Source organism: Avibacterium gallinarum, assembly GCF_002921135.1.
GTDB lineage: Bacteria > Pseudomonadota > Gammaproteobacteria > Enterobacterales > Pasteurellaceae > Avibacterium > Avibacterium gallinarum.
Genome location: NZ_PQVJ01000053.1, coordinates 53,718 through 76,792 on the forward strand (window position 1 = coordinate 53,718; position 23,075 = coordinate 76,792).

Annotated in this window: 25 protein-coding genes, 4 tRNA genes and 1 pseudogene; 25 read left to right on the forward strand and 5 right to left on the reverse strand. The window is 40.8% G+C overall.

Annotation, left to right across the window (positions count from 1 at the left end):
• Positions 1 to 45 precede the first annotated feature (45 nt).
• From C3007_RS10575 to C3007_RS10605, 7 genes are all read left to right on the forward strand, one after another.
• The gene (locus C3007_RS10575; protein ID WP_103854389.1) at positions 46 to 231 is read left to right on the forward strand and encodes a helix-turn-helix transcriptional regulator; all 186 of its coding nucleotides are present in this window, start codon (positions 46 to 48) and stop codon (positions 229 to 231) included.
• On the forward strand, positions 228 to 452 hold the full coding sequence (locus tag C3007_RS10580) for a hypothetical protein (protein ID WP_103854390.1): 225 nt from the start codon (positions 228 to 230) through the stop codon (positions 450 to 452). The genes C3007_RS10575 and C3007_RS10580 overlap by 4 nt, the downstream gene beginning before the upstream one ends.
• Positions 449 to 658 carry a transposase gene (locus C3007_RS10585; protein ID WP_103854391.1) on the forward strand — a complete coding sequence of 70 codons (210 nt, stop codon included), beginning with the start codon at positions 449 to 451 and terminating at the stop codon, positions 656 to 658. Before C3007_RS10580 ends, C3007_RS10585 begins: the two co-directional genes overlap by 4 nt.
• A gap of 197 nt (positions 659 to 855) precedes the next feature.
• Entirely contained in the window at positions 856 to 1,302 is a 447-nt protein-coding gene (locus C3007_RS10590) for an ash family protein (protein WP_165779991.1), read from the forward strand.
• A 163-nt stretch (positions 1,303 to 1,465) separates the two neighbouring features.
• Positions 1,466 to 1,822: a hypothetical protein gene (locus C3007_RS10595; protein WP_123772549.1), complete on the forward strand. Its 357-nt coding sequence runs from the start codon at positions 1,466 to 1,468 to the stop codon at positions 1,820 to 1,822.
• Positions 1,819 to 2,070 (forward strand): hypothetical protein, encoded by a 252-nt coding sequence (locus tag C3007_RS10600; RefSeq protein ID WP_103854394.1) that lies wholly within the window; start codon positions 1,819 to 1,821, stop codon positions 2,068 to 2,070. The genes C3007_RS10595 and C3007_RS10600 overlap by 4 nt, the downstream gene beginning before the upstream one ends.
• Complete coding sequence (locus C3007_RS10605) at positions 2,067 to 3,968, forward strand: DNA primase family protein (protein WP_243397694.1); 1,902 nt, start codon at positions 2,067 to 2,069, stop codon at positions 3,966 to 3,968. The genes C3007_RS10600 and C3007_RS10605 overlap by 4 nt, the downstream gene beginning before the upstream one ends.
• 812 nt (positions 3,969 to 4,780) lie before the next feature.
• Here the strand turns inward: C3007_RS10605 and C3007_RS10610 are convergent.
• Positions 4,781 to 5,383 carry a YajG family lipoprotein gene (locus C3007_RS10610; RefSeq protein WP_370445379.1) on the reverse strand — a complete coding sequence of 201 codons (603 nt, stop codon included), beginning with the start codon at positions 5,381 to 5,383 and terminating at the stop codon, positions 4,781 to 4,783.
• Positions 5,384 to 5,494: 111 nt separating this feature from the next.
• Here C3007_RS10610 and C3007_RS10615 point away from each other — a divergent pair.
• The 12 genes and pseudogenes from C3007_RS10615 to coaD all read left to right on the forward strand — a co-directional run bounded on the left by C3007_RS10615 (position 5,495) and on the right by coaD (position 16,498).
• Positions 5,495 to 5,805 (forward strand): annotated as a pseudogene (locus C3007_RS10615) (BolA family protein).
• A gap of 376 nt (positions 5,806 to 6,181) precedes the next feature.
• A complete protein-coding gene (locus C3007_RS10620) occupies positions 6,182 to 7,522 on the forward strand; it encodes a Na(+)-translocating NADH-quinone reductase subunit A (RefSeq protein ID WP_103854396.1) in 1,341 nt (446 codons plus the stop codon).
• A gap of 2 nt (positions 7,523 to 7,524) precedes the next feature.
• Complete coding sequence (locus C3007_RS10625; protein ID WP_103854397.1) at positions 7,525 to 8,763, forward strand: NADH:ubiquinone reductase (Na(+)-transporting) subunit B; 1,239 nt, start codon at positions 7,525 to 7,527, stop codon at positions 8,761 to 8,763.
• Positions 8,756 to 9,532 carry a Na(+)-translocating NADH-quinone reductase subunit C gene (locus tag C3007_RS10630; RefSeq protein ID WP_103854398.1) on the forward strand — a complete coding sequence of 259 codons (777 nt, stop codon included), beginning with the start codon at positions 8,756 to 8,758 and terminating at the stop codon, positions 9,530 to 9,532. Before C3007_RS10625 ends, C3007_RS10630 begins: the two co-directional genes overlap by 8 nt.
• Positions 9,532 to 10,155: an NADH:ubiquinone reductase (Na(+)-transporting) subunit D gene (locus C3007_RS10635; RefSeq protein WP_103854399.1), complete on the forward strand. Its 624-nt coding sequence runs from the start codon at positions 9,532 to 9,534 to the stop codon at positions 10,153 to 10,155. Before C3007_RS10630 ends, C3007_RS10635 begins: the two co-directional genes overlap by 1 nt.
• Position 10,156: 1 nt before the next feature.
• Positions 10,157 to 10,753 (forward strand): NADH:ubiquinone reductase (Na(+)-transporting) subunit E, encoded by a 597-nt coding sequence (gene nqrE, locus C3007_RS10640; RefSeq protein ID WP_013745915.1) that lies wholly within the window; start codon positions 10,157 to 10,159, stop codon positions 10,751 to 10,753.
• A 14-nt stretch (positions 10,754 to 10,767) separates the two neighbouring features.
• Positions 10,768 to 11,991: an NADH:ubiquinone reductase (Na(+)-transporting) subunit F gene (gene nqrF / locus C3007_RS10645; protein ID WP_103854400.1), complete on the forward strand. Its 1,224-nt coding sequence runs from the start codon at positions 10,768 to 10,770 to the stop codon at positions 11,989 to 11,991.
• Between the two features lie 85 nt (positions 11,992 to 12,076).
• Entirely contained in the window at positions 12,077 to 13,120 is a 1,044-nt protein-coding gene (locus C3007_RS10650) for an FAD:protein FMN transferase (RefSeq protein ID WP_103854401.1), read from the forward strand.
• Positions 13,121 to 13,130: 10 nt separating this feature from the next.
• The gene (nqrM, locus tag C3007_RS10655; protein WP_103854402.1) at positions 13,131 to 13,379 is read left to right on the forward strand and encodes a (Na+)-NQR maturation NqrM; all 249 of its coding nucleotides are present in this window, start codon (positions 13,131 to 13,133) and stop codon (positions 13,377 to 13,379) included.
• Positions 13,380 to 13,423: 44 nt separating this feature from the next.
• Positions 13,424 to 14,575, forward strand: a complete 1,152-nt coding sequence (mnmA, locus tag C3007_RS10660) for a tRNA 2-thiouridine(34) synthase MnmA (protein WP_103854410.1) — start codon at positions 13,424 to 13,426, stop codon at positions 14,573 to 14,575.
• 97 nt (positions 14,576 to 14,672) lie between these two features.
• A complete protein-coding gene (gene waaA, locus C3007_RS10665) occupies positions 14,673 to 15,956 on the forward strand; it encodes a lipid IV(A) 3-deoxy-D-manno-octulosonic acid transferase (RefSeq protein WP_103854403.1) in 1,284 nt (427 codons plus the stop codon).
• 47 nt (positions 15,957 to 16,003) lie between these two features.
• Entirely contained in the window at positions 16,004 to 16,498 is a 495-nt protein-coding gene (gene coaD, locus C3007_RS10670; RefSeq protein WP_103854404.1) for a pantetheine-phosphate adenylyltransferase, read from the forward strand.
• A 62-nt stretch (positions 16,499 to 16,560) separates the two neighbouring features.
• Here the strand turns inward: coaD and C3007_RS10675 are convergent, their stop codons facing one another.
• Genes C3007_RS10675 through C3007_RS11760 form a run of 3 tightly spaced genes read right to left on the reverse strand, consistent with a single transcriptional unit; the run spans position 16,561 to position 19,585 of the window.
• A complete protein-coding gene (locus C3007_RS10675) occupies positions 16,561 to 18,783 on the reverse strand; it encodes a glycoside hydrolase family 2 TIM barrel-domain containing protein (RefSeq protein ID WP_479768590.1) in 2,223 nt (740 codons plus the stop codon).
• On the reverse strand, positions 18,686 to 19,402 hold the full coding sequence (locus tag C3007_RS11755) for a sugar-binding domain-containing protein (RefSeq protein ID WP_243397696.1): 717 nt from the start codon (positions 19,400 to 19,402) through the stop codon (positions 18,686 to 18,688). Before C3007_RS11755 ends, C3007_RS10675 begins: the two co-directional genes overlap by 98 nt.
• Positions 19,403 to 19,405: 3 nt before the next feature.
• Positions 19,406 to 19,585, reverse strand: coding sequence for a hypothetical protein (locus tag C3007_RS11760; RefSeq protein ID WP_243397697.1), 180 nt, complete (start codon positions 19,583 to 19,585; stop codon positions 19,406 to 19,408).
• Between the two features lie 274 nt (positions 19,586 to 19,859).
• Here C3007_RS11760 and gltS point away from each other — a divergent pair, with 274 nt between their 5' ends.
• A complete protein-coding gene (gene gltS / locus C3007_RS10680) occupies positions 19,860 to 21,068 on the forward strand; it encodes a sodium/glutamate symporter (RefSeq protein WP_103854405.1) in 1,209 nt (402 codons plus the stop codon).
• Positions 21,069 to 21,134: 66 nt separating this feature from the next.
• Here the strand turns inward: gltS and coaA are convergent, their stop codons facing one another.
• Positions 21,135 to 22,088, reverse strand: coding sequence for a type I pantothenate kinase (gene coaA, locus C3007_RS10685; protein ID WP_103854406.1), 954 nt, complete (start codon positions 22,086 to 22,088; stop codon positions 21,135 to 21,137).
• 214 nt (positions 22,089 to 22,302) lie between these two features.
• On the opposite strand from coaA, the gene C3007_RS10690 reads away from it, so the two are divergent.
• The 5 genes from C3007_RS10690 to C3007_RS10710 all read left to right on the forward strand — a co-directional run.
• Positions 22,303 to 22,378 (forward strand) — tRNA-Thr (locus tag C3007_RS10690).
• Between the two features lie 34 nt (positions 22,379 to 22,412).
• Positions 22,413 to 22,497 (forward strand) — tRNA-Tyr (locus C3007_RS10695).
• A gap of 41 nt (positions 22,498 to 22,538) precedes the next feature.
• Positions 22,539 to 22,613 (forward strand) — tRNA-Gly (locus tag C3007_RS10700).
• A 4-nt stretch (positions 22,614 to 22,617) separates the two neighbouring features.
• A tRNA-Thr gene (locus tag C3007_RS10705) sits at positions 22,618 to 22,693 on the forward strand.
• 103 nt (positions 22,694 to 22,796) lie between these two features.
• Positions 22,797 to 23,075 (forward strand): GTP-binding protein (locus C3007_RS10710; RefSeq protein ID WP_243397667.1); only part of this gene is annotated, 279 nt, incomplete at its 3' end.

The following is a 23,075-nucleotide window of genomic DNA, read 5'->3' on the forward strand; positions in this document are numbered from 1 at the left end:
GGCGTAACCGCTCAAGGTTACGCCAATTTTAAAGGAGTAAACACAATGACGCTTTTAACCTTAAAAGAATTACAAGCAATGAAAATCGGCGGCAGAACAAAAATCTATCATCTCGTCAAATCAGGCGATTTTCCAAAGCCGATCAAAATTGGCAAACGTAGCTTATGGCAATTAGAAGACGTGCAAGCGTGGTTAGATCACAACAACCCAAACAAGGAAACACCGCAATGAAAAAAGAACAAATCGAATTTATTCGTGCATTTATTCATTTGGGAATGGAGGAACAATTAATTGTAATGTTTTTTCTTTATATGGATATTCAAAGAGAGGATACGCTAAAAAATCCAGCATCTTTCAGAGCCCACCTTTTCAAATTAATGAATGGCTTCACCACGGCACAGAAAAAGCAATTAATTGAAATGTGCAAGCAAGAAATGGCAGGAAAAAAATGAAAGGTTTAAAAATTCAATGCCCAGAATGTGGAAAAGCATTGAATATCCGCACATCAGAACGCCCTAGCGCGTGCGTAACACAAGCCCTTGTTTACTGCGTGGAATGCGATATTAAAGGCACAATCACCGCCCAATTAAGCGACATTAAAAAAGGCGTATTTAAGCCTGTAACGCCCAGCCATAAATGGCAACAAGATCCCAAATGAACGGGGCAAAATTCAGGCAAAGAAAAAGCGCACCTGTGATCTGCCAATCGTGCGCTTTAAGTTCCCCTTAATAACCAACAAGGTAAGGATTTATGAAGTATTGTTTCATTATGATTAAAAATAACCATAAATCAATGAGTAATATTACACTAAAAAGAAAAAATAACAACTTATTTTCAATTATTCACGCATATTTATTGACAAATGACCAAGCTTCAAATTATGCTTTCCCCGCTTTCGCAAAATCGAAAGCCAGCCGTGACAAGCTGAATATAGAAGAGGCGAACAGCACGCCAAAACGTGCTTTTTTTGTTCGTAGATTTCACACACCCAAAGAAAACCGCTCAGCGGTGATTCTCTCTATGATGGCGTGTAGTGGGCAGCCTTTAGGCTGGCTGGATTCCCTTTTCTATCCAGTTTGTCACCCTGCTACACGCTATCGCCAATCCGTGACAAGTTTAGCGATAGCCCTTGAACAATTTAGAAAAGGACTATCAGCAATGATCTACAAATTCCAATTAGTCGGCTCTCGCCTACACGTTTCAACCTATGCCAAAAGCGAAGCGCACGCGCGCCAATTCCTAAACCTCACCCCACAAGAGGCGATTTGTTTTGCCCGCATTAAGGGGGTGCGCTATGCGTAACTCCACTTTTGATTTTCTCTGTGAACTTACTAAAAACAACGCTATAACGCATTTAAATATAACCATTAATATTTATTCCAATGATAACAATATTCATCAAGTGATTGAGGGCAATAATAATCAAATTCAAAGTATGGTAACAAAGCATAAAAGGTGGCACAAAATGATTAAATTTTCCCCTGAAAACCTTACAGAAAAAGTAAAAATCATTGAACACTTTCTCGCAGAAACAAAGAAAGCGCTAAAAGCTAACCAGTTAGAAGAGGCAAAACATTGCTTAAAAAGCGTGGAATTAACGGCATATATCCCAACTTATGCACAAAATACAGAAGCAAAGTTTTATATCGATGAGATATTAACAGATGAGCAAGCCCAACTAGGCGTTCACTTTGTAGAACACTTCTTCAATGCCGCTAAAGTGTATTTACATAATGGAAATTTGCGTGGCGTAACACATTCATTGCAAGCCATTATCAACGGCTTACCCACTCAAATTAGCCAAAATAGGGGGCTAGAATGAAAAATAAATTACACCACATTCAAGCTCTGAATGAGCAATTTAGCGCTGAATTAGGAAACTTAGCAACATTCCCCTATTTTTATGAAACTTTAGCAGCGTTCAACTTAGGTGAAGACATTCGCGAAAAATTAGAGCGAGTAAATGCAATGGCACAGATAGAACAAGTTTACCTAAAACACTTAGAAAGCCTGCAAGAGGAAATACATTCTAAATTAAGTGAATTGGTTACATCAGAGGTTAAGTTATGATGAACGGAAAGAGAAAAAAAGCCCCTAACTTAGGGGCATTATTGAAAACTACTCCCAATAGCCAAAAAGAAATATTTATTTTAATCGGTGATAATGTTTGGAATTTTTATCGTTCAGATCCTAAAGATTTAAAAACAAATGGGCTTGGCACAGGCTGGAAAATGCTAGCAGATTTAACTGATGCGGATAATGCTAAACGTTATGAAGAAATTCCAATTATTTTAGACAATACAAATCTATCAGAACTTTATAAGCTGGATATTTTGCCGTTAGAACATCAAGTTGCAAGCATTATTGATACAGATGAGTTTTTTAAAGTTAAAACAAGTGTTGACGGCATCACAATTAGAGAAAATCAGCAAGTTCTAACAGATTTATGCACGCATTTAACTAAAACAACAGCTATTCAGCATTTAACGTTAAGAAACAATATTGGCGAGCTTTTAGAAGATTTAAGCGGCTATATTTCCCGCATTCGTAACAATGAAGCAAGCCTAGAAGCGGCAACACCTGAATTAATTGAGCTTGACGCGGAAACCCTGAAAAAACTTAGCCCAGCTGAAAAAGCAGAATATTTTTACAAATGGCTAAAAATTCCCTTAGCTTATCACGCGGATCAAGGGATAATTTACCGTTACAACGGTATTATTTGGGAAATAATCCAAGAAAATGAATTACAACGTCAAATTAAGCAGTTTTTTGAGGAATACGGCACAAAATACGGAAGCGTTGAGAGTTTAAACAATATTATCAAATGCCTTAATGTAGATTTACCGCTATTTATGCAAACTGATGTGAAACTCTTAGCTTTTAAAAATGGCGTACTAAATAAAAATACGTTGCAATTTATGCCACATAGTAAAGACTACTATTTAACAGGCGTTAACCCCTGCGATTATTTGGAAACGCAAACCCCTACGCCTAATTTTGATAAATGGATCAATTTTATCAGCTATGACAGTATTGAGCGGAAAAAATCTTTATTAGCTGCTCTTTATATGATTTTAAATAATCGTTATGACTGGCAATTAACCTTAGAATTAATAGGCGAAGCGGGAAGCGGTAAAAGTACATTTCTAGAAGTAGCAAAATTAATTAGTGGCGAGGGAAATTATACCGCGATAGATTTAGAGCTTTTAAAAGACGATAAGGCGCGAGATATTATCTTAAATAAAACGTTTTTATTTTCACCTGATCAATCCCGCTACATTGGCGATGCTTCAATTATTAAAGCAATTTCTGGCGGTGATGATATTTCTTTCAACCCCAAAAATAAAAAATCATTTAGTAGTAAAGTAAACGCAATTATTGCTATCTGTTCTAATACCTTGCCAATTTATAAAAATGACGGCGGCGGAATGGAAAGAAGACGCGTGCTATTTCCATTCTATAAAGCCGTTGAAGATAGCGAAAGAGATGATCAGCTATTTGAGAAAATTCAACAAGAATTAGGCGGGATAATCCGCAAACTTTATGATGAATTTAAACAACCAGAAGAAGCTAAACAAGCCTTACTACGACAGCAAAAGAGTAAAGAAGCCTTAGCGATGAAAACCGAAAACGATCATATTTTAGAATTTATCGAAGAGTTCGATTTATTGCCCGAAGTCAGCAATAAAGGTTTAATTCTAGGAAGTATGAAAGGAATGCCAAGCATTGAAAGCTCTTTTGTTTTTGATCGCCTTTATTGGTGCTATTTGTTTTTTTGCGACATCTTAGGGCGAACAGATAAAGCAAGGTTAAAACCAAAAGATTTACTCGCCGAAATGCAACAAGCATTTAAAACCGCTGGCTATAAAATCAAATTCACTAATAAGCAGCTAAAAGGCGGGTACAACTACACAAATGCCACATTCAAAGACAAGCAGAAAACAATAGAAAAATGGAGAAACGCATAATGCAGTGTGTAATTTATTGAAAATATTAACAGTAAACCAATCAAACAAAGAGCGCATAATAGCGCTCTTTTTTATTCCAAAGTGATATAAAAAAACAAAAGACACAGCCAAACTGATTTTTCTTATTCACCCTTTCACTTTTTCACCCTAACTAAATATAACTATATGATTTATAATAAAAAAATAAGAAAAATAGAAAATTCATTTTTTCACCCTTGTTTCACCCTTTTTTGCATTTTTTCACCCTTTTGATTATTTATTGTTCAAAAATGACTTTTTTTCTTAAATTTTGTTCATTTATTAAACAAATTTCGCATTTTTCACCTCATTTTTTCACCCTTTCACCCTTTTTTCACCCTTATTCACCCTACTAAAAAAGGAAAAAACTATTTAAAATCAATGCGATAAAAATAAACAGGGTGAAAGGGTGAAACAAAAATCTAATATTTGGTCTGGCTCGCATATTTTGCCTAAATCAGCCTACTTTTTGCACGATGAAAAAATCAATCAAACTTTTATCGATAAACTGAAAGGCATAGGCAAGCCCAATAACGGAATTCCTGTTATCTGCACTGAACAAAATAGGGGAAATCACCGCTGTAAAAATCCCCAGCCTTGCCGCCTTTTCGATTCCTGTTTTATACTCAAGCAGGGATTTTAGATCCCTGTTTAGATCCCTGCAACAAACAAGAAAAAATAAAATAGATATAAAATTCAAAGAATTAGCGCTAAAAAATGGAGTTGCCCACGTTCGCCATTTTTCGGATAATAAAAAACCTTGCGAGCGCGCAAGGTTTTGTTTTATCTAGAAATTAGTTGGAATATTGATTAATCGCATTGGCGATTTCTTGATCTTTATAGATACTCTGCACCGTTTCGTTTAATGCCTGTCCTAGCACTTTTTGAATATTGGCATTATTAGCTCGCAGTGCGCCCTCTTGGCTGCGTGTTGAGCCGATATTTTTGTTGAATTGCCCTTTCGCACCCTGTACTTGAACGTTGATTTGTACATTCGCGGTGATTTTATAGCGTAAATTGCCTTGTTCTACATCGGCATAGAATTTGTTGATATTCACAATCACATTGGTGTTAGATTGAGCTGGCGTTGCGGCAATGCGAAATCCTTTGCCATTTAGATCTTGTTTGATCACTTGATCGAAAATCTGAGCTGGTTTTGGTTCGGCAAAAAGTTTAAAGATTTTTTCGTCATACACATAGCTTGATACTTCAGGCTGTTGGCGCGCATCACGCGTGAGGATATTGAGTATCGCGTGTTGATTTGCCGCATTGAATTGCACGCTTGGGCTAGGTGGCGTAAAAGTGATTGTGTTACTTGGCTGAGATTGGCACGCGGATAATAATACGGCACTTGAAAATAAGGTGATAAGAGAGAGTTTAGCAAAACGCATAGTCATTTCCTCGCGAATAAAAAAGATACGGCTATTCTTGCAAACTTCAGTATGAATGTATAGTCTTTGCAAAAGCAAATTTTTATTGTGTTAGTTTATAAAAAGAAGGAAAGGATAATGGGTGTTCAACAAGTTTTAGAACAAAAAATTTCGCAAAAATTTGCACCGCACTTTTGCATATTGAAAATGAAAGCTATATGCACAGTTCAGGGCGTGGTGCGGATTCACATTTTAAAGTGGTGCTAGTGAGTGATGCGTTTAATGGGGTGAGAAAGGTTGCGCGCCATCAAATGCTGTATCAATTATTGGCGGAAGAATTGAAAAATGGCATTCACGCCTTGGCGTTGCATACTTATACCTTAGATGAATGGCAAGCCTTGGAGCAGCAGTTTCCGAAATCACCAAATTGTTTAGGGGTTGGACAATAATTCATACCTAATAAAAGGTAGTATAAATTCATAATATTCAGCAAAAATTGATTTTCCACAAAAACAGCGGTCTTTTTTCTTAAAATATTGGAAAAACCGCCCTTCAAAGTAGCACGAACGTTATTAATTGGTTAAAATAACTAGCTGACTTGTATCAAAATTTTAACTTATATCGCTTATTGGGTTTAGTAAGCGGTATAAAATCTAAACAGAATTTGAGTTTTAAATTTATGTGGTTGGAGTGGATATTGTTGCGATGTTTTTGCATTCATCGTTGATAATTAAGCAAAAATCATTACTCAAGACGAGGTTATCGCATTGAGTTTTCTCTTGCGATAGCTATATTTTTAATCTAACGAAAAGTAGTGCATACAATATGATTACGATTAAAAAAGGCTTGGATCTTCCTATCGCTGGGAAGCCAGAACAAGTAATCCATAACGGCAATGCCGTTACTGAAGTTGCCTTGCTTGGCGAAGAGTATGTGGGAATGCGTCCTTCAATGAAGGTGCGCGAAGGTGATGTAGTGAAAAAAGGTCAGGTGCTTTTTGAAGATAAAAAGAACCCAGGCGTATTATTCACTGCCCCTGCAAGTGGTACTGTAACTGCGATTAATCGCGGTGCTAAGCGTGTGTTGCAATCAGTAGTGATTCAAATCGAAGGTGATGATCAGGTTACCTTTAATAAATATTCCGCCGATGAGCTTAAAAGTTTAACTTCCGAGCAAGTTCGTCAAAACCTACAAGCGTCAGGGCTTTGGACAGCACTTCGTACTCGTCCATTCAGTAAAGTGCCTGCTGTTGATGCTGTGCCATCTTCTATTTTTGTTAATGCAATGGATACCAATCCATTAGCCGCTGATCCTGAAGTGGTATTAAAAGCACATTGGGACGATTTTACCAATGGTTTAACCGTGTTAAGCCGTTTACACGAAGGCAAATTGCATTTATGTAAAGCGGGCGATAGCAATATCCCAACGGTGGATTTACCAAATTTAGCCGTACACGATTTTGGTGGCCCACACCCTGCGGGCTTAAGTGGTACGCATATTCATTTTATCGATCCGGTTAGTGCAACGAAAACGGTTTGGTATTTGAATTATCAAGATGTGATCGCATTTGGTCGCTTATTTACCACGGGTGAACTTTATAATGACCGTGTGATCTCATTGGCTGGCCCACAGGTGAAAAATCCGCGTTTAATTCGCACTCAGCTTGGCGCTAACTTAGCCCAGTTAACTAAAGGCGAATTAAAAGAAGGTGAAAACCGTATTATCTCAGGTTCCGTGTTAAGCGGTCATAAAGCGGAAGGTGCGGTAGATTATTTAGGACGTTATGCGTTACAGATTTCTGTGATTGCAGAAGGTCGTGAGAAAGAGTTCCTAGGTTGGATTATGCCGGGGGCGAACAAATACTCTATCACCCGCACTGTGTTAGGTCATTTCGGACACAAATTATTCAATTTTACCACCGCACTTAATGGTGGACATCGTGCAATGGTGCCAATCGGTGCTTATGAGCGAGTGATGCCATTAGATATTATCCCGACATTATTATTGCGTGATTTAAGTGCAGGCGATACGGACAGCGCTCAAGCATTAGGTTGCTTAGAGTTAGACGAAGAAGATTTAGCACTTTGTACGTTCGTTTGCCCAGGTAAAAATGATTACGGTCCAATGCTGCGTGCAGCCTTAGATAAGATCGAGAAGGAAGGTTAAAAATGGGTTTAAAACATCTTTTAGAGAAAATGGAACCTGCTTTTTTACCGGGTGGTAAATATGAGAAGTGGTATGCCCTTTATGAAGCAACGGCAACTTTCTTATACACGCCAGGTACGGTAACGGCGAAAGCTTCTCACGTCCGTGATGCGTTAGATTCTAAACGTATGATGGTATTAGTGTGGTTGGCATTATTCCCAGCAATGTTCTACGGTATGTTTAATGTGGGTGAGCAATCTATTCTTGCATTAAAAGTGGGCGATTTTGCACAGAACTTGGCACAAAATGTAGCCAATGACTGGCATTTTGCTTTAGCCAACGCATTAGGTTTGGTTTCACAAGATGCTGGCGTGCTAGCCAAAATGGCATTAGGTGCGATTTTCTTCCTACCAATTTATTTAACCGTATTCCTAGTGGGCGGTTTCTGGGAAGTGTTATTTGCCACAGTGCGTAAACACGAAATTAACGAAGGTTTCTTCGTAACCTCTATTTTATTAGCCCTTATCGTTCCGCCAACATTGCCATTATGGCAAGCGGCGTTAGCGACAACGTTCGGGGTTGTGGTGGCCAAAGAAGTGTTTGGTGGGGTAGGTAAAAACTTTATGAACCCAGCATTAGCAGGTCGTGCGTTTTTATTCTTTGCTTATCCAGCACAAATCTCAGGGGATTCAGTATGGATCGCAGCTGATGGTTTCTCTGGCGCAACTGCACTTTCACAATGGGCAACAGGCGGTCAAGGTGCATTAAAACAAGTGACCACAGGCCAGCCAATTCAGTGGATGGACGCATTCTTAGGAAATATCCCAGGTTCAATCGGTGAAGTTTCTACCCTTGCATTATTAATTGGTGCGGCGGTAATTGTGTTCGCACGTATTGCTTCTTGGCGTATTATTGCCGGTGTGATGATCGGTATGATTGCCACTTCTACCCTATTTAATGTGATTGGTTCAGACACTAACCCATTATTCTCAATGCCTTGGCATTGGCACTTAGTATTGGGTGGTTTTGCTTTAGGTATGTTATTTATGGCAACTGACCCAGTTTCAGCCTCATTCACCAACAAAGGTAAATGGTGGTACGGTGCATTAATTGGTGCAATGGCGGTGATTATTCGTGTGGTTAATCCAGCTTATCCAGAAGGAATGATGTTAGCCATCTTATTAGCTAACTTATTTGCCCCAATTTTTGACTATCTGGTTGTTCAAGCAAATATCAAACGTCGGAGAGCGCGCAATGGCTAAGTTTAATAAAGATAGTGTTGGCGGAACAATCCTTGTTGTTGTTTTAGTCAGCTTAGTTTGCTCAATTATCGTAGCAAGTGCGGCAGTAGGTTTAAAACCGACGCAAAATGAGCAAAAATTATTAGATAAACAGAAAAACATTCTCAGTGTGGCAGGATTATTACCCGCTAAAGCAAAAGGTGCGGAAATTAAAGCTCTTTATGCAGAAAACATTGAGCCGAAAATTGTAGATCTTGCAACGGGTGATTATGTAAGCGACATCAAAAACTTTGATGCACGTGTTGCGGTAAAAGATCCTGCAGAAAGCGTAGCAATTAAACCTGAAGAAGATAAAGCTGGCATTAAAGTGCGGGCGAAATATGCTGAGGTTTATTTAGTGAAAGATGCGCAAGGCAAAACTTCACAAATCGTGTTGCCAATTTATGGTACAGGATTGTGGTCTGTGATGTATGGCTTTGTGTCTGTTGCGCCAGATGCAAATACCATTAAAGGGATTACTTACTATGAACAAGGTGAAACCGCAGGTTTAGGGGGCGAAATCGCCAATCCAAACTGGCAGAAATACTTTGTGGGTAAAAAACTCTTTAATGCTCAAGATCAAGTAGCGATTAAAATTGGCAAAGGTGCTTCAGCAGATAAAGAACACGGTATCGATGGTTTATCTGGTGCAACTTTAACCACAAAAGGGGTACAAGGTTCTTTTGATTACTGGTTTGGTCGCGATGGTTTTGGCCCGTATTTAGACAAACTTAGAGCGGAGGCTAACTAATGGCTAATGCAAATATGAAAAAATTATTGTTATCTCCAATCGTGAACAACAACCCAATTGCATTGCAAATTTTGGGGATCTGTTCAGCACTTGCGGTAACAACAAAATTAGAAACTGCGGTGGTAATGGCAATCGCAGTAAGTTTAGTAACGGCATTTTCAAGTTTCTTTATTTCTTGTATCCGTAACTATATTCCAAATAGTATCCGTATTATCGTGCAAATGGCGATCATTGCATCATTAGTAACCCTTGTGGACCAAGTGTTGCAAGCCTATGCTTATGAGTTATCTAAACAGCTTTCGGTATTCGTTGGCTTAATCATTACCAACTGTATCGTAATGGGTCGCGCAGAAGCCTTTGCAATGAAGGAGCCACCATTGGCAAGTTTTGTTGATGGTTTAGGTAACGGTATTGGTTATGGTGTGATCCTAATCATTGTCGCATTTTTACGCGAATTAATTGGTTCAGGTAAAGTATTTGGCATTACCGTGTTACAAACTATCCAAGACGGTGGTTGGTATCAAGCGAATGGTTTAGCCTTACTTGCACCAAGTGCGTTCTTTATCATCGGCTTCTTAATTTGGGGCTTAAGAACTTGGAAACCAGAGCAAGTGGAGAAATAAGATGGAACACTATTTAAGTCTATTTGTTAAGTCCATTTTTATTGAAAATATGGCACTTTCTTTCTTCCTTGGTATGTGTACATTCCTTGCGGTTTCAAAGAAAGTTTCAACAGCCTTTGGTTTAGGGATCGCGGTAATCGTGGTATTAGGTATCGCCGTACCAGCAAACCAAATTGTTTATACTCACATCTTAAAAGATGGTGCGTTAGTAGAAGGCGTAGATTTAAGTTTCTTACGCTTTATCACCTTCATCGGTGTGATTGCGGCATTAGTACAAATCCTAGAAATGGTTTTGGACAAATTTTTCCCCGCACTTTATAACGCATTAGGGATCTTCTTACCGTTAATCACCGTAAACTGTGCGATTTTCGGTGGGGTATCTTTTATGGTGCAACGTGAATACAACCTTGCTGAATCTGTGGTTTATGGTATCGGTGCAGGAACAGGTTGGATGCTTGCTATCGTGGCACTTGCCGGTTTAACTGAAAAAATGAAATATGCTGATATTCCAGCAGGCTTGCGTGGTTTAGGGATCACCTTTATCACCGTAGGTCTAATGGCGCTTGGCTTTATGTCATTTTCAGGTATTCAGTTATAAGAAGGGGATACTAAATGGAAATTATTTTAGGTATTGCAATGTTCACTGTGGTGGTTTTAGCGTTAGCAGCAATTATCTTGTTTGCTAAATCTAAACTCGTAAACTCAGGGGACATTACTATTGAAATCAATCACGATCCAAGCAAAGCCATTCACTTGCCAGCAGGTGGAAAATTATTAGGCGCATTAGCAAGTAAAGGGATTTTCGTATCTTCAGCTTGTGGGGGCGGCGGCTCTTGTGGTCAATGTGTGGTGAAAGTAACTGAGGGTGGTGGTGATATTCTACCAACTGAACTTTCTCACATTTCAAAACGTGAAGCGAAAGAAGGTTATCGTCTAGCTTGTCAGGTAAATGTTAAAACCAATATGCAAATTGAATTACCTGAAGAAGTGTTCGGCGTGAAAAAATGGGAATGTACCGTTATTTCTAACGACAACAAAGCAACCTTCATCAAAGAGCTTAAATTACAAATTCCTGAAGGGGAAGAAGTTCCATTCCGTGCGGGTGGTTATATCCAAATTGAAGCGGATCCTCATACGGTTTATTACAAAGACTTCGATATTCCAAAAGAATATCACGAAGATTGGGATAAATTTGATTTATGGCGTTATGTGTCAAAAGTGGACGAGCCAATTGTGCGTGCTTACTCAATGGCTTCATACCCAGAAGAGAAAGGCATCATTATGCTAAACGTGCGTATTGCTACACCACCACCACGTATGCCTGATGCTCCACCAGGACAAATGTCTTCTTATATTTGGTCATTAAAACCGGGTGATAAAGTGACAATTTCTGGTCCATTCGGTGAATTCTTCGCGAAAGATACTGATGCAGAAATGGTATTTATCGGTGGGGGGGCAGGTATGGCACCAATGCGTTCACATATCTTCGACCAATTAAAACGTTTGAAATCAAAACGTAAAATGTCATTCTGGTATGGGGCGCGTTCAAAACGTGAAATGTTCTATGTAGAAGATTTCGATACCCTACAAGCAGAGAACGACAACTTCAAATGGCACGTGGCACTTTCTGATCCATTGCCAGAAGATAATTGGGACGGCTACACAGGCTTTATCCACAACGTGCTTTATGAAAACTATCTGAAAAATCACGAAGCACCAGAAGACTGTGAATACTATATGTGTGGGCCTCCAGTGATGAACGCAGCAGTAATCAAAATGCTCAAAGACTTAGGTGTTGAAGACGAAAACATCTTATTAGATGACTTTGGCGGTTGATAACGCTGTTAAATAAAGAAAAAGAGCGGTCAGATTTCTGACCGCTTTAGCCATTTTTAGCCACAGAAAAATTAGCGATAGATTTATGTTAAGAAAAGTCAAAACGGTTTACGGCTGGACCATCGCCTTACTCTTGGTGAGTAGCCTAACCGCCTGCCAAAAAGATCCCGAAATTGTTACCTTAAGCGGTAAAACAATGGGAACTACTTACCACATTAAATACATCACCGCAGAAGCAACCCAATCGGCAGCGGATACCCACGAAGGGGTGGAAAAAATCTTAAAAGACGTGAATGAAAAAATGTCCACCTATATTCCCACCTCTGAATTAAGTCGTTTTAACCAAAACCGCGCGGTGAATACCCCGATTGAAATTTCTGCGGATCTGGCCAAAGTGATAGGTGAAGCCATTCGCTTAAATAAGGTTACACAAGGCGCATTAGATGTTACCGTAGGCCCATTGGTGAACCTATGGGGATTCGGCCCAGAAAAACGCGTGGAAAAAGCCCCAACCCAGCAACAGCTTGATGAACGCCGTGCGTGGGTAGGCATTGAAAAATTAACACTGAGCGAAAGTGCGGGCAAATTTTACTTAGAAAAAGCCGTACCAGAACTTTATGTAGATTTATCTTCTATTGCCAAAGGCTTTGGGGTTGATCAAGTGGCAGACTATCTTGAAAGTTTGCACATTGGCAACTATATGGTGGAAATTGGCGGCGAAATCCGTGCCAAAGGCAACAACAGCGAAAACAAGCCGTGGCAAATTGCCATTGAAAAACCCACTACAGACGGTTCAAGAAGCGTGGAACAAGTAGTCGGCTTACATAATTTGGCGATGGCTACTTCTGGCGATTACCGCATTTATTTTGAAGAAAACGGCGTGCGTTATTCCCACGAAATTAATCCGCAAACAGGTCGTCCAATTCAGCATCATTTGGCATCAATCACCGTGCTTGATCCCTCATCAATGACGGCAGACGGCTTATCCACAGGCTTGTTTGTACTCGGTGAAGATGAAGCGCTCAAAGTGGCGGAGCAGCAAAAATTAGCGGTATATTTAATCATCAAAACAGAAAGTGGTTTTGAGGTAAAAATGTCTTCCGCGTTTAAACAATTAATCAATCCATAAAGGTGAAAAAATGGAACTGTTTTTTATTACTTTCGGCTTTTTCCTTGCGGTGATTTTAGCGATGTCCATCGGCTATATCATCAAACGCAAATCCATTGCTGGCAGCTGCGGGGGGATTTCTTCCCTTGGCTTGAAGAAAGTATGCGATTGTGATGAGCCTTGCGATAACCTAAAAGCCAAAGTGGAAAAAGGCGAAGTGGACGCATCAGAATTAGATCGCTTCAACAAAAGCGAAACGAATTTCTACGAAGTAAAATAATTTCCGAATAACTAAAGTGCGGTCAAAAATTTGAAAAAATTATGATGAAATCAAAAACTTATGAACAATATTTCCCTGCATTAAGTGAAAGCCAACGTGCAGAAAACAGCAAAATTAAAGTGATTTGTGGAATGTCTGGCGGCGTGGATTCTTCCGTTTCCGCTTTTATTCTTCAACAACAAGGCTACCAAGTGGAAGGCTTGTTTATGAAAAACTGGGAAGAAGACGATGACACCGATTACTGCACCGCTGCCGCAGATTTGGCGGACGCGCAAGCGGTATGCGACAAGCTCGGCATCAAATTACACAAAATCAATTTTGCCGCAGAATATTGGGATAACGTTTTTGAACATTTTTTAGCAGAATACAAAGCTGGCCGCACGCCAAACCCTGATATTCTGTGTAACAAAGAAATCAAGTTTAAAGCCTTTTTGGAATATGCCGCCGAAGATCTGGGCGCGGATTATATCGCCACAGGGCATTATGTGCGCCGCCGAGATCACAATGGCAAAGTGCAATTATTGCGTGGTTTAGATCCTAACAAAGACCAAAGCTATTTCCTTTACACCTTAAGCGAAAGCCAAGTGGCACAAAGTCTGTTTCCTGTGGGCGATATTGAAAAACCTGTGGTGCGTGCCATTGCAGAAGATTTAGGCTTGGTTACCGCGAAGAAAAAAGATTCCACCGGCATTTGTTTTATCGGCGAACGTAAATTCAAAGATTTCTTGGCACGTTATTTGCCTGCTCAACCAGGGGACATCAAAACCACTGAGGGCGAAGTCATCGGTCGTCATCAAGGCTTAATGTACCACACCCTCGGGCAACGCAAAGGCCTAGGCATTGGTGGCGTGAAAGGCAAAGCGGAAAATGCGTGGTATGTAGTGGAAAAAGATCTTACTAACAATGTGTTAGTGGTTGCTCAGGGCTTGGATAATTCCGCCTTGCTCTCCAGCGGATTAATCGCACAACAGCTGCACTGGGTAGATCGCCAACCCATTCGCGAACCGCTTCGTTGTACGGTGAAAACCCGTTATCGCCAAACGGATATTCCTTGCCAAATTATTCCCCTTAATGATGACAGCATCGAAGTGCGTTTTGATGAACCGCAAATTGCAGTAACCCCAGGGCAATCTGCCGTGTTCTACCAAGGGGAAATTTGCCTTGGCGGCGGCATTATTGAACAATCAATCAAATAAAAACTTCGCGAAATTCCACCGCACTTTATCCTGCCAAGGTGTATGAATAAAGTGCGGGGCAAATTTCTCAATTTTCTGGCTTAATGAAGAAACGGCTATGTGGCACAGAATTTACACTTGCATAATGTATCTCGTTCAACCGCTGATTTGGCTATTTATTTTTTTGCGTAGCCTAAAAGCGCCAGCTTATCGTCAGCGGATTTTGGAGCGTTATGGCATTTATCGCGCCACACAAACCCCACCAAAACCGAATGGCGTGTTAATCCACGCGGCGTCCGTTGGGGAAGTGATTGCTGCCACCCCTTTGGTGAAAGCGATTCAACGCTGTTACCCTGAATTATCCATTACGCTTACCACCGTTACGCCAACAGGCTCTGAGCGCGTCAAAGCCGCTTTTGGTGATCAAGTCAGCCATTTTTATTTGCCTTACGATTTACCTGGGGCGATTAAACGCTTTGTTCGTTTCATTCAACCGAAAGTCTGCATTGTGATCGAAACCGAGATTTGGCCAAATTTAATTTATCAGCTACACAAACAGCACATTCCGTTTATTATCGCCAACGCCCGTTTATCTGCCCGATCAGCAAAACGTTATGGCTGGCTGGAAAGCTATATCCAAGCCATTTTAAGCAAAATCAGCCTGATCGCACCGCAGGATAACATCAGCGGACAGCGTTATCTTAAACTAGGCTACGATCCAGAAAAGCTCAAGCTCACAGGCAATATTAAATATGATTTAGTGCTAAGTGAGAGCTTACTCACTGAAGCAGAAAAGCTCAAAGCCCAATGGAAACAACAACGCCCTGTATGGATTGCCGCCAGCACGCACGAAGGTGAAGAAAGCCTGATTTTAGAAAGCCACCGTTTATTATTACAAGCCTTTCCCGATTTATTGCTGATTCTCGTGCCACGCCACCCAGAACGTTTTAACGAAGTGGCGGAGCAGATTGAAAAACAGCATTTCACCTTTGTGCGCCGCAGCGAAAATCGTGCGCCACAAGCTGATACCCAAGTGGTGCTAGGTGATACAATGGGAGAGCTAATGTTAATGTACGCTTTGGCAGATGTCGCCTTTGTTGGGGGCAGTTTAGTGAAACGAGGCGGACATAATCCCCTTGAACCGCTCGCTTTTCAAATTCCTGTGGTAAGTGGTAAATATACCTTCAATTTCCCCGAAGTTTATCGAAATTTAATGGAAGTTCAGGGTTTTGTTGAAGTAAACAATAATGTTGCCGCCATCGCAAGAGCGGTAGAAATTTTGCTTAATTCGCCAGATTTGCGTGAACGTACAGGGAAAGCGGGCTATGGCGTATTATTAGAAAATCGCGGTGCTTTACAACGCTTGCTTGATTTACTTCAACCTTATTTGAAAGCCCCGTAAACACAGAATTTTGCCTGAATGCCATAGCAGAACTTAAAGGAGAAAAAATGACAACCGTAATTTACCCTGGCACCTTTGACCCCATCACCAACGGGCATTTAGATATTATCGAACGAAGTGCGGTGCTTTTTTCCAACGTTTTTGTTGCCATTGCCGCCAGCCCGAGCAAAAAGCCCCTGTTCGATTTAGACACCAGAGTGAAAATTGCACAGCAAGCGGTGGCTCACTTGCCTAATGTGGAAGTCTTTGGCTTTGCTGATTTATTGGCTAAGGTGGTGAAAGAAAAACAAATCCACGCCATTATTCGCGGCGTGCGAACCACCACGGATTTTGAATACGAACTGCAACTCGCCAGCCTAAACCGCTTATTAACCAAAAATGAAAATGGGCAGGGCGTGGAAAGTTTATTTTTCCCACCTAGCGAAAAATGGACCTTTGTTTCTTCCACCATCGTGCGAGAAATTCATCTACACGGTGGCGATGTGAGTGAACTTGTGCCGCAAGCCGTGTTGCAAGCAATGAAAGATCCTATTGAAAAATAACAGGGTATAAAAATGGGGCGAACTTTCGCCCCAAGTTTTACCTATTATTTTCCCCATACACCTTACAGCAAACTCACTTTAAAGGTGCAATCCCATTGGGTTTCGTTCAAACGATAAGCCTCCTTGAGCGCAGGCCCACAAGAATTTGAACTAATGCCACTCATTTTATAATCCACACACAGCACGCAGTAAGGGCTTTCTTGTAAATCATAATGATGTTTTTTGCTTGCCAATTCTTCTTGGCTATAAGGGGAAAGGTTAAAGCTGAAGGGGTGCTGGGCGGTGATGTACAAACCACCTTCGGCACCGGTTAATTTAATAAAAGAGCAATGGTAATGGCTGCCATTTTCCTGCGGTTTTAAATAATCAACGTGATTTTGCCGTGGGGTTGTTTGATAAAGCCCAAGCTGAGTGGCGTGGTGTTTATCAATATAGCTTTCGCCCTTGCCATAGGCAAAATAACGGGCTTGCCATTGTTGTTTGGCTAAGTAGAAACGTAGCCCAAAGCGTGGCAAAAAAGGCAAGTGCGGTGCTTTTTTGGCGTGAATTTTGATCTCAAAATAGGCGTGATCAAACAAATGATATTCCACATTAAGATCTAGAATTTTGCTTTGCGAAACCGCTAGCAAAGCGCAGTGAGCTTGTACGACAACACGATCTTTCCGTTGTCCCACTTGCATTGTGTAGGCACGGCTATAAGCCTGATGATAGCCTGCTGCAAACCAATGTGCTTTGATTAAGCTATCGTTATCCAATGGTGCACGCCAAATATTAAAATCCAGCGGACGCTGAATAATCGGACGTTGTGCAGAAAGCAGTTGAGAGAGAATGCCTTTTTGTTTATCAAAAACATATTTCGTGTTGCCAAAGGTAATGTGGATTTCCCGTGAGCTGTGTTGAATATGGGCTTGCTCTGGCAGACGTGGGGGGTAAAAACTAGGCAACCGTTTGTCGCCAAATAAACAAAGCTGATCCACGCCGAGCAAATGATTTTTTTCCACTAAAGGCGTGGCGTGTTTGGTGCGATATTCTAAATTCAACAGCCATAAACTGCCATTATTTGGTGGCAAGGTGAAAGGTAAAAGTGCGGTGTGTTTTGGTAGGATTTTTGGCGTGGCAATTTGTCCTTGTTGCACGAGAACCGTATTTTCTAATAGTTGATAGTGAATGCTCACGGCATCTTCTGCGTGGGTAAAATCAAGATAATTGGTTAGTTCAATCTGCCCATTGTGGTATTTGGCGCGTAAAGGACGTTGTACGTTTTTGAGCTCAAGCAAATTGCTTTGAATACGGCGATCCGCTCGCACTAAACCGTCTGCACAGAAATTGCTATCGTTAGGGAAATCGCCAAAATCGCCGCCGTAGCCCATTTTTTTAGATTGTGGCAAATAAGGGTTGTGATCGCACCATTCCCATACAAAACCACCGCAAGCACCTGCGTGCTGTTCCATCGCTTGGAAATAATCTTCCGCATCGCCGCAAGAGTTGCCCATTGCGTGCAGATATTCACAGAGTAAATAAGGTTTCGTGTTACGCTCAGTGGCGAAATAGGCTTCTATATCTTCTGTGCTGCGATACATTTCGCTGTGTAAATCTAAGTGCGTGGTATCATTTTGGTGATCGGAATGTTGGAAAATTGTATTTTCATAATGCACTAAACGAGCGGGATCAAAAGCCTTCACCCAGCGAGCAGCAAGCTCGAAATTTTCGCCGTAGCCACTTTCATTGCCAAGCGACCAAATCAGCACACTAGGGCGATTTTTATCTCGCTGCACATTGGCTTGTACACGATCTAAAATCGCTTGTGTGAAATCTGGGCTTCGTGCCATATAACAATAATTATCAATAACTTGCTGGCGAATGGCAGCCTGATCAGACACCGTTTCTACGCCAAGTAAAATGCTTTTTTCGGGGCTTGGCACATAGACGGCATTGGTGCCGTGGCTTTCAATATCTGCCTCGGCGATCAAATAAAAACCGTAGCGATCGCACAATTCAGCAAACCACGGGAGGTTAGGATAATGAGCGGTACGAATGGCGCTGAAATTGTGTTGCTTCATTAGGCGTAAATCTGCCATTGCCTGCTTTTCACTGATCGTGTAGCCGCTTTGTGGATCGCTGTCGTGGCGGTTTACCCCTTTAAATTTTATGGGCTGCTGGTTGAGCAATAAAACGCCATTTTTTACTTCAATCTGGCGAAAGCCAATTTTTTGGCAAATCACTTCTTCGCCATAGCAAATCAATAAATCGTAACACTGCGGCGTTTCGGCATTCCATAATTGAATGTTTTCTACGCAGAATTGGTTCTGTTCGGTATGGAAAAGTTTTTTCCTTGTGGATCAAAAAGATGATAGGTGATTGTTGGGGCATTTTCAGGCTGGCGGAAAAAATATCCAAATTTACCACCGCACTTTTTAAATCCTCAGAAAGGGTGGTTTTGATGAAAAAATCTTGCAGATAATTTTGCTCACGTTCCAATATATACACATCTCGGAAAATGCCAGACATTCGGAATTTATCTTGATCTTCTAAATAACTGCCATCACACCACTTTAATACTAAGGCGGTAAGATGATTTTCCCCTTGCTGTAAATAATCGGTGAGATCAAATTCTGCGGTGCAGTGGCTGACTTGGCTATACCCTATAAATTGTTGATTCACATAAAGAAAAAGGCAGCTGTCCACCCCTTCAAAATTAATCAAGTAGCGTTTGTTGGCGTTGGGTTGAAAATCAAAAGTGCGGTGATAAAGTCCGCAAGGATTTTCCTGTGGAACATAAGGCGGATCAAAAGGAAAAGGATAATTCACATTGGTGTATTGATGTTGATCGTAGCCTTGAGTTTGCCAAGTGGAGGGCACGGGAATGTGCTGTTGAAAGTTGAAATGGAGGAAGTCTTCCGGCAAATCTCAATAACTCTTAAAATAATGAAAATCCCAATTTCCATTGAGATCAGTGAAATAGGGAGAAAATTCTCGCGAATTTTGCACCGCACTTTGCATATTAGGGTGTGGAATAAAATAAGCGTGATGAGGCGTGGTGTTTAGGTGTAGCACCTTTGGATCTTGAAAATAATTAGGTAAAAACATAAGACAGCCTAAATAAGTTGTGATGCAAAAAATATACGCCAATTCTTAGCGAAAGTGTGGACGAAAGAGAATATTTGTGAGAGCGATCACGGAATAAAATTAATGCTTTAAAATCAATCTATTACAAGTGGATAAAATCAGAAAAGCAGGGAAAGATCGGCGTAAGCCTACAATAAAAAGGGTTTTTTTGCTATATTAAGCCACTTTGATTTTCCATATCGTATTCGTTTACTCCTAAAGGAGTAGGATACAAAAGAAATAAAAAGAGGAGTATATGGTTTTTGATACTTATGAAACATTGGCGTTAGCCTGTTTAGTTTTATTATTGGGGTATTTTTTAGTAAAGCGTGTTCGTTTATTAAATCACTATAATATTCCTGAGCCTGTGGTGGGCGGTTTTGTTGTCGCAATCATTTTGACGGTGGTTCATCAGTTTTGGGGATTAAGTTTCAGCTTTGATACGGATTTACAACGTACAATGATGCTGACATTCTTTACCTCTATCGGCTTGAGTGCAAATTTTTCTCGTTTAATTAAAGGCGGAATGCCATTGGTGATTTTCCTTTTTGTTGCAGCTGGATTGATTGCGTTACAAAACACCGTGGGCATTTTCAGTGCTATGGCATTAGGGTTAGATCCCGCTTATGGATTGTTAGCAAGTTCTGTTACCCTAACAGGGGGGCACGGCACAGGCGCGGCTTGGGCTGATGCGTTGGCGGCACGTTTTGGTATTCAAAGTGCCACAGAATTAGCGATGGCTTGCGCCACCTTTGGCTTGATTTTTGGTGGTGTCATCGGTGGGCCTGTGGCGAGCTTTTTGCTGAAACGCTTACATCGTAAAGAAATTCCAGAAGATGAAAATTTAGATGATGTGGAAGAAGCTTTTGAAAAACCGGTGTATCGCCGTAAAGTAAATACTCGCTCAATTATTGAAACAATCACAATGTTGTCTATTTGTTTATTCATTGGGCAGCAGTTAGATTTATTGGCGAAAGGCACGGCATTCCAGCTCCCTACCTTCGTGTGGTGCTTGTTTACAGGGGTGATTGTGCGCAATTCTTTATCCCATATCTTTAAATTTAAAGTGGCGGAAGAAGCCATTGATATTTTGGGTAGTGTCGGGCTTTCCATTTTCTTGGCGATCGCCTTGATGTCGCTAAAATTGTGGGAATTAGTCGGCTTAGCCTTGCCAATTTTGGTGATTTTGCTCATTCAAGTGGCTGTGATGGCGTTATATGCGATTTTTGTTACTTTCCGTGTGATGGGGAAAGACTATGATGCCGTGGTGTTAAGTGCGGGTCATTGCGGCTTTGGTTTAGGGGCAACGCCAACAGCTGTTGCGAATATGCAAGCCGTAACTTCGCACTATGGGCCTTCCCATAAAGCCTTCTTGATTGTGCCAATGGTTGGTGCATTCTTCATTGATATTCTTAATGCGAGTTTGTTGAAACTCTTCGTGGAAGTAGTGGCGATATTCCATTAAGAAAGGAAAATTAGGTATAAATAAAAAATCGTTGTTGATGAAACTTAACAACGATTTTTTTTATCACTATCTTTTCAATTTAACCTTTTCCACCGCGTGATTTGCGCCCTTGGTTAAAATTAAATTGGCGCGCTCACGGGTCGGTAGAATATTTTCTCGCAGGTTTTTGCCGTTGATGTCTTCCCAAATTTTGCTCGCTGTGACAACGGCTTCTTGCTCGGAAAGGCTAGCATAGTGCTTAAAGTAAGAATCAGGATTACTAAAGGCACTTTGGCGAAATTTAAGAAAACGGCGAATATACCATTCTTTTAATAGGCTTTCTTCCGCATCAACATAAATAGAAAAATCGACAAAATCAGAAACAAAGACTTGATTTGTATTGCTATTTCCGCGTTGTAGCACATTCAATCCTTCTAAAATAAGAATGTCGGGCTGATCAACATAATCAAACTGGTCAGGCACAATGTCGTAAGTTAAATGAGAATAAATGGGGGCGCTCACATTGCGTTTGCCCGATTTTATATCAGCCAAGAAATGGATCAGGCGTTGTGTATCATAAGAAACAGGAAAACCTTTCTTTTGTAACAGATTGTCTTTTTTGAGTTTTTCTAAAGGATATAAAAAACCATCGGTAGTGATGAGATCCACTTTACGCGCTTGTGGCCAGTTTGATAAGAGTGATTGCAAAATCCGCGCGGAAGTACTTTTCCCCACCGCAACACTGCCTGCAATGCTGATAATATAAGGGGTTTTTTGTTTATTACCACCAAGAAAACGTGTTAAAACGGTCTGACGGCGCAGATTTTCTTCAATATAGTAGTTAATTAAACGCGCCAACGGCAGATAAATAGTGCTAACTTCATCTAATGACAGATCTTCGTTAATCCCTAGCAAAGGCTTGAGATCTTGCTCGGTGAGTTTTAATGGAACAGATTTGCGTAATTCTGCCCATTGCTGGCGATCAAAAGAAAGAAAGGGCGTTAATTGCTCATTTAATAAAGTTGAATTAGAAAATGCCACAATGTTATCTTCATATTTATAGAATGATGAATAGAAATATACCCTATAAATTTGCTTATGATTAGTGAAATTTAGAATAAATTGGCACTTTTTTTATAAATTTTGTGCATTTTGACTGATAAATAGCCGAACAATAAAAAAAATCTATTTTTTTTCAAAAAAACGCTTGTCAGTGATAAAAATTTCCCTATAATACGCCTCACTTGCTTACGACGCCGACTTAGCTCAGTAGGTAGAGCAACTGACTTGTAATCAGTAGGTCACCAGTTCGATTCCGGTAGTCGGCACCATAACCAATCGTAGTCAAGTTCATTCATTTAGTGCGGAGGGATTCCCGAGCGGCCAAAGGGAGCAGACTGTAAATCTGCCGGCTCAGCCTTCGAAGGTTCGAATCCTTCTCCCTCCACCATTTTTTAGATGAATTCTGATGGGACAGATGAATTTAGGACTGCGGGCATCGTATAATGGCTATTACCTCAGCCTTCCAAGCTGATGATGCGGGTTCGATTCCCGCTGCCCGCTCCAAAGCGCTGATATAGCTCAGTTGGTAGAGCGCACCCTTGGTAAGGGTGAGGTCGGCGGTTCAAATCCGCCTATCAGCACCAGCCTTAACTTCACCTTTCTCTTATTAATAGTTTAAACTTAATTCAATTGGTTAATGTGGTATTTTGAACCATCGATAACCGTGTTTATCTAGAGGGACTCTTAATGTCTAAAGAAAAATTTGAACGTACAAAACCGCACGTAAACGTGGGTACAATCGGCCACGTTGACCATGGTAAAACAACTTTAACAGCAGCAATCACCACAGTATTAGCAAAACACTACGGTGGTGCAGCGCGTGCATTTGACCAAATCGATAACGCGCCAGAAGAAAAAGCGCGTGGTATCACCATCAACACTTCACACGTTGAATATGATACTCCAACTCGTCACTACGCACACGTTGACTGCCCGGGACACGCGGACTATGTTAAAAACATGATT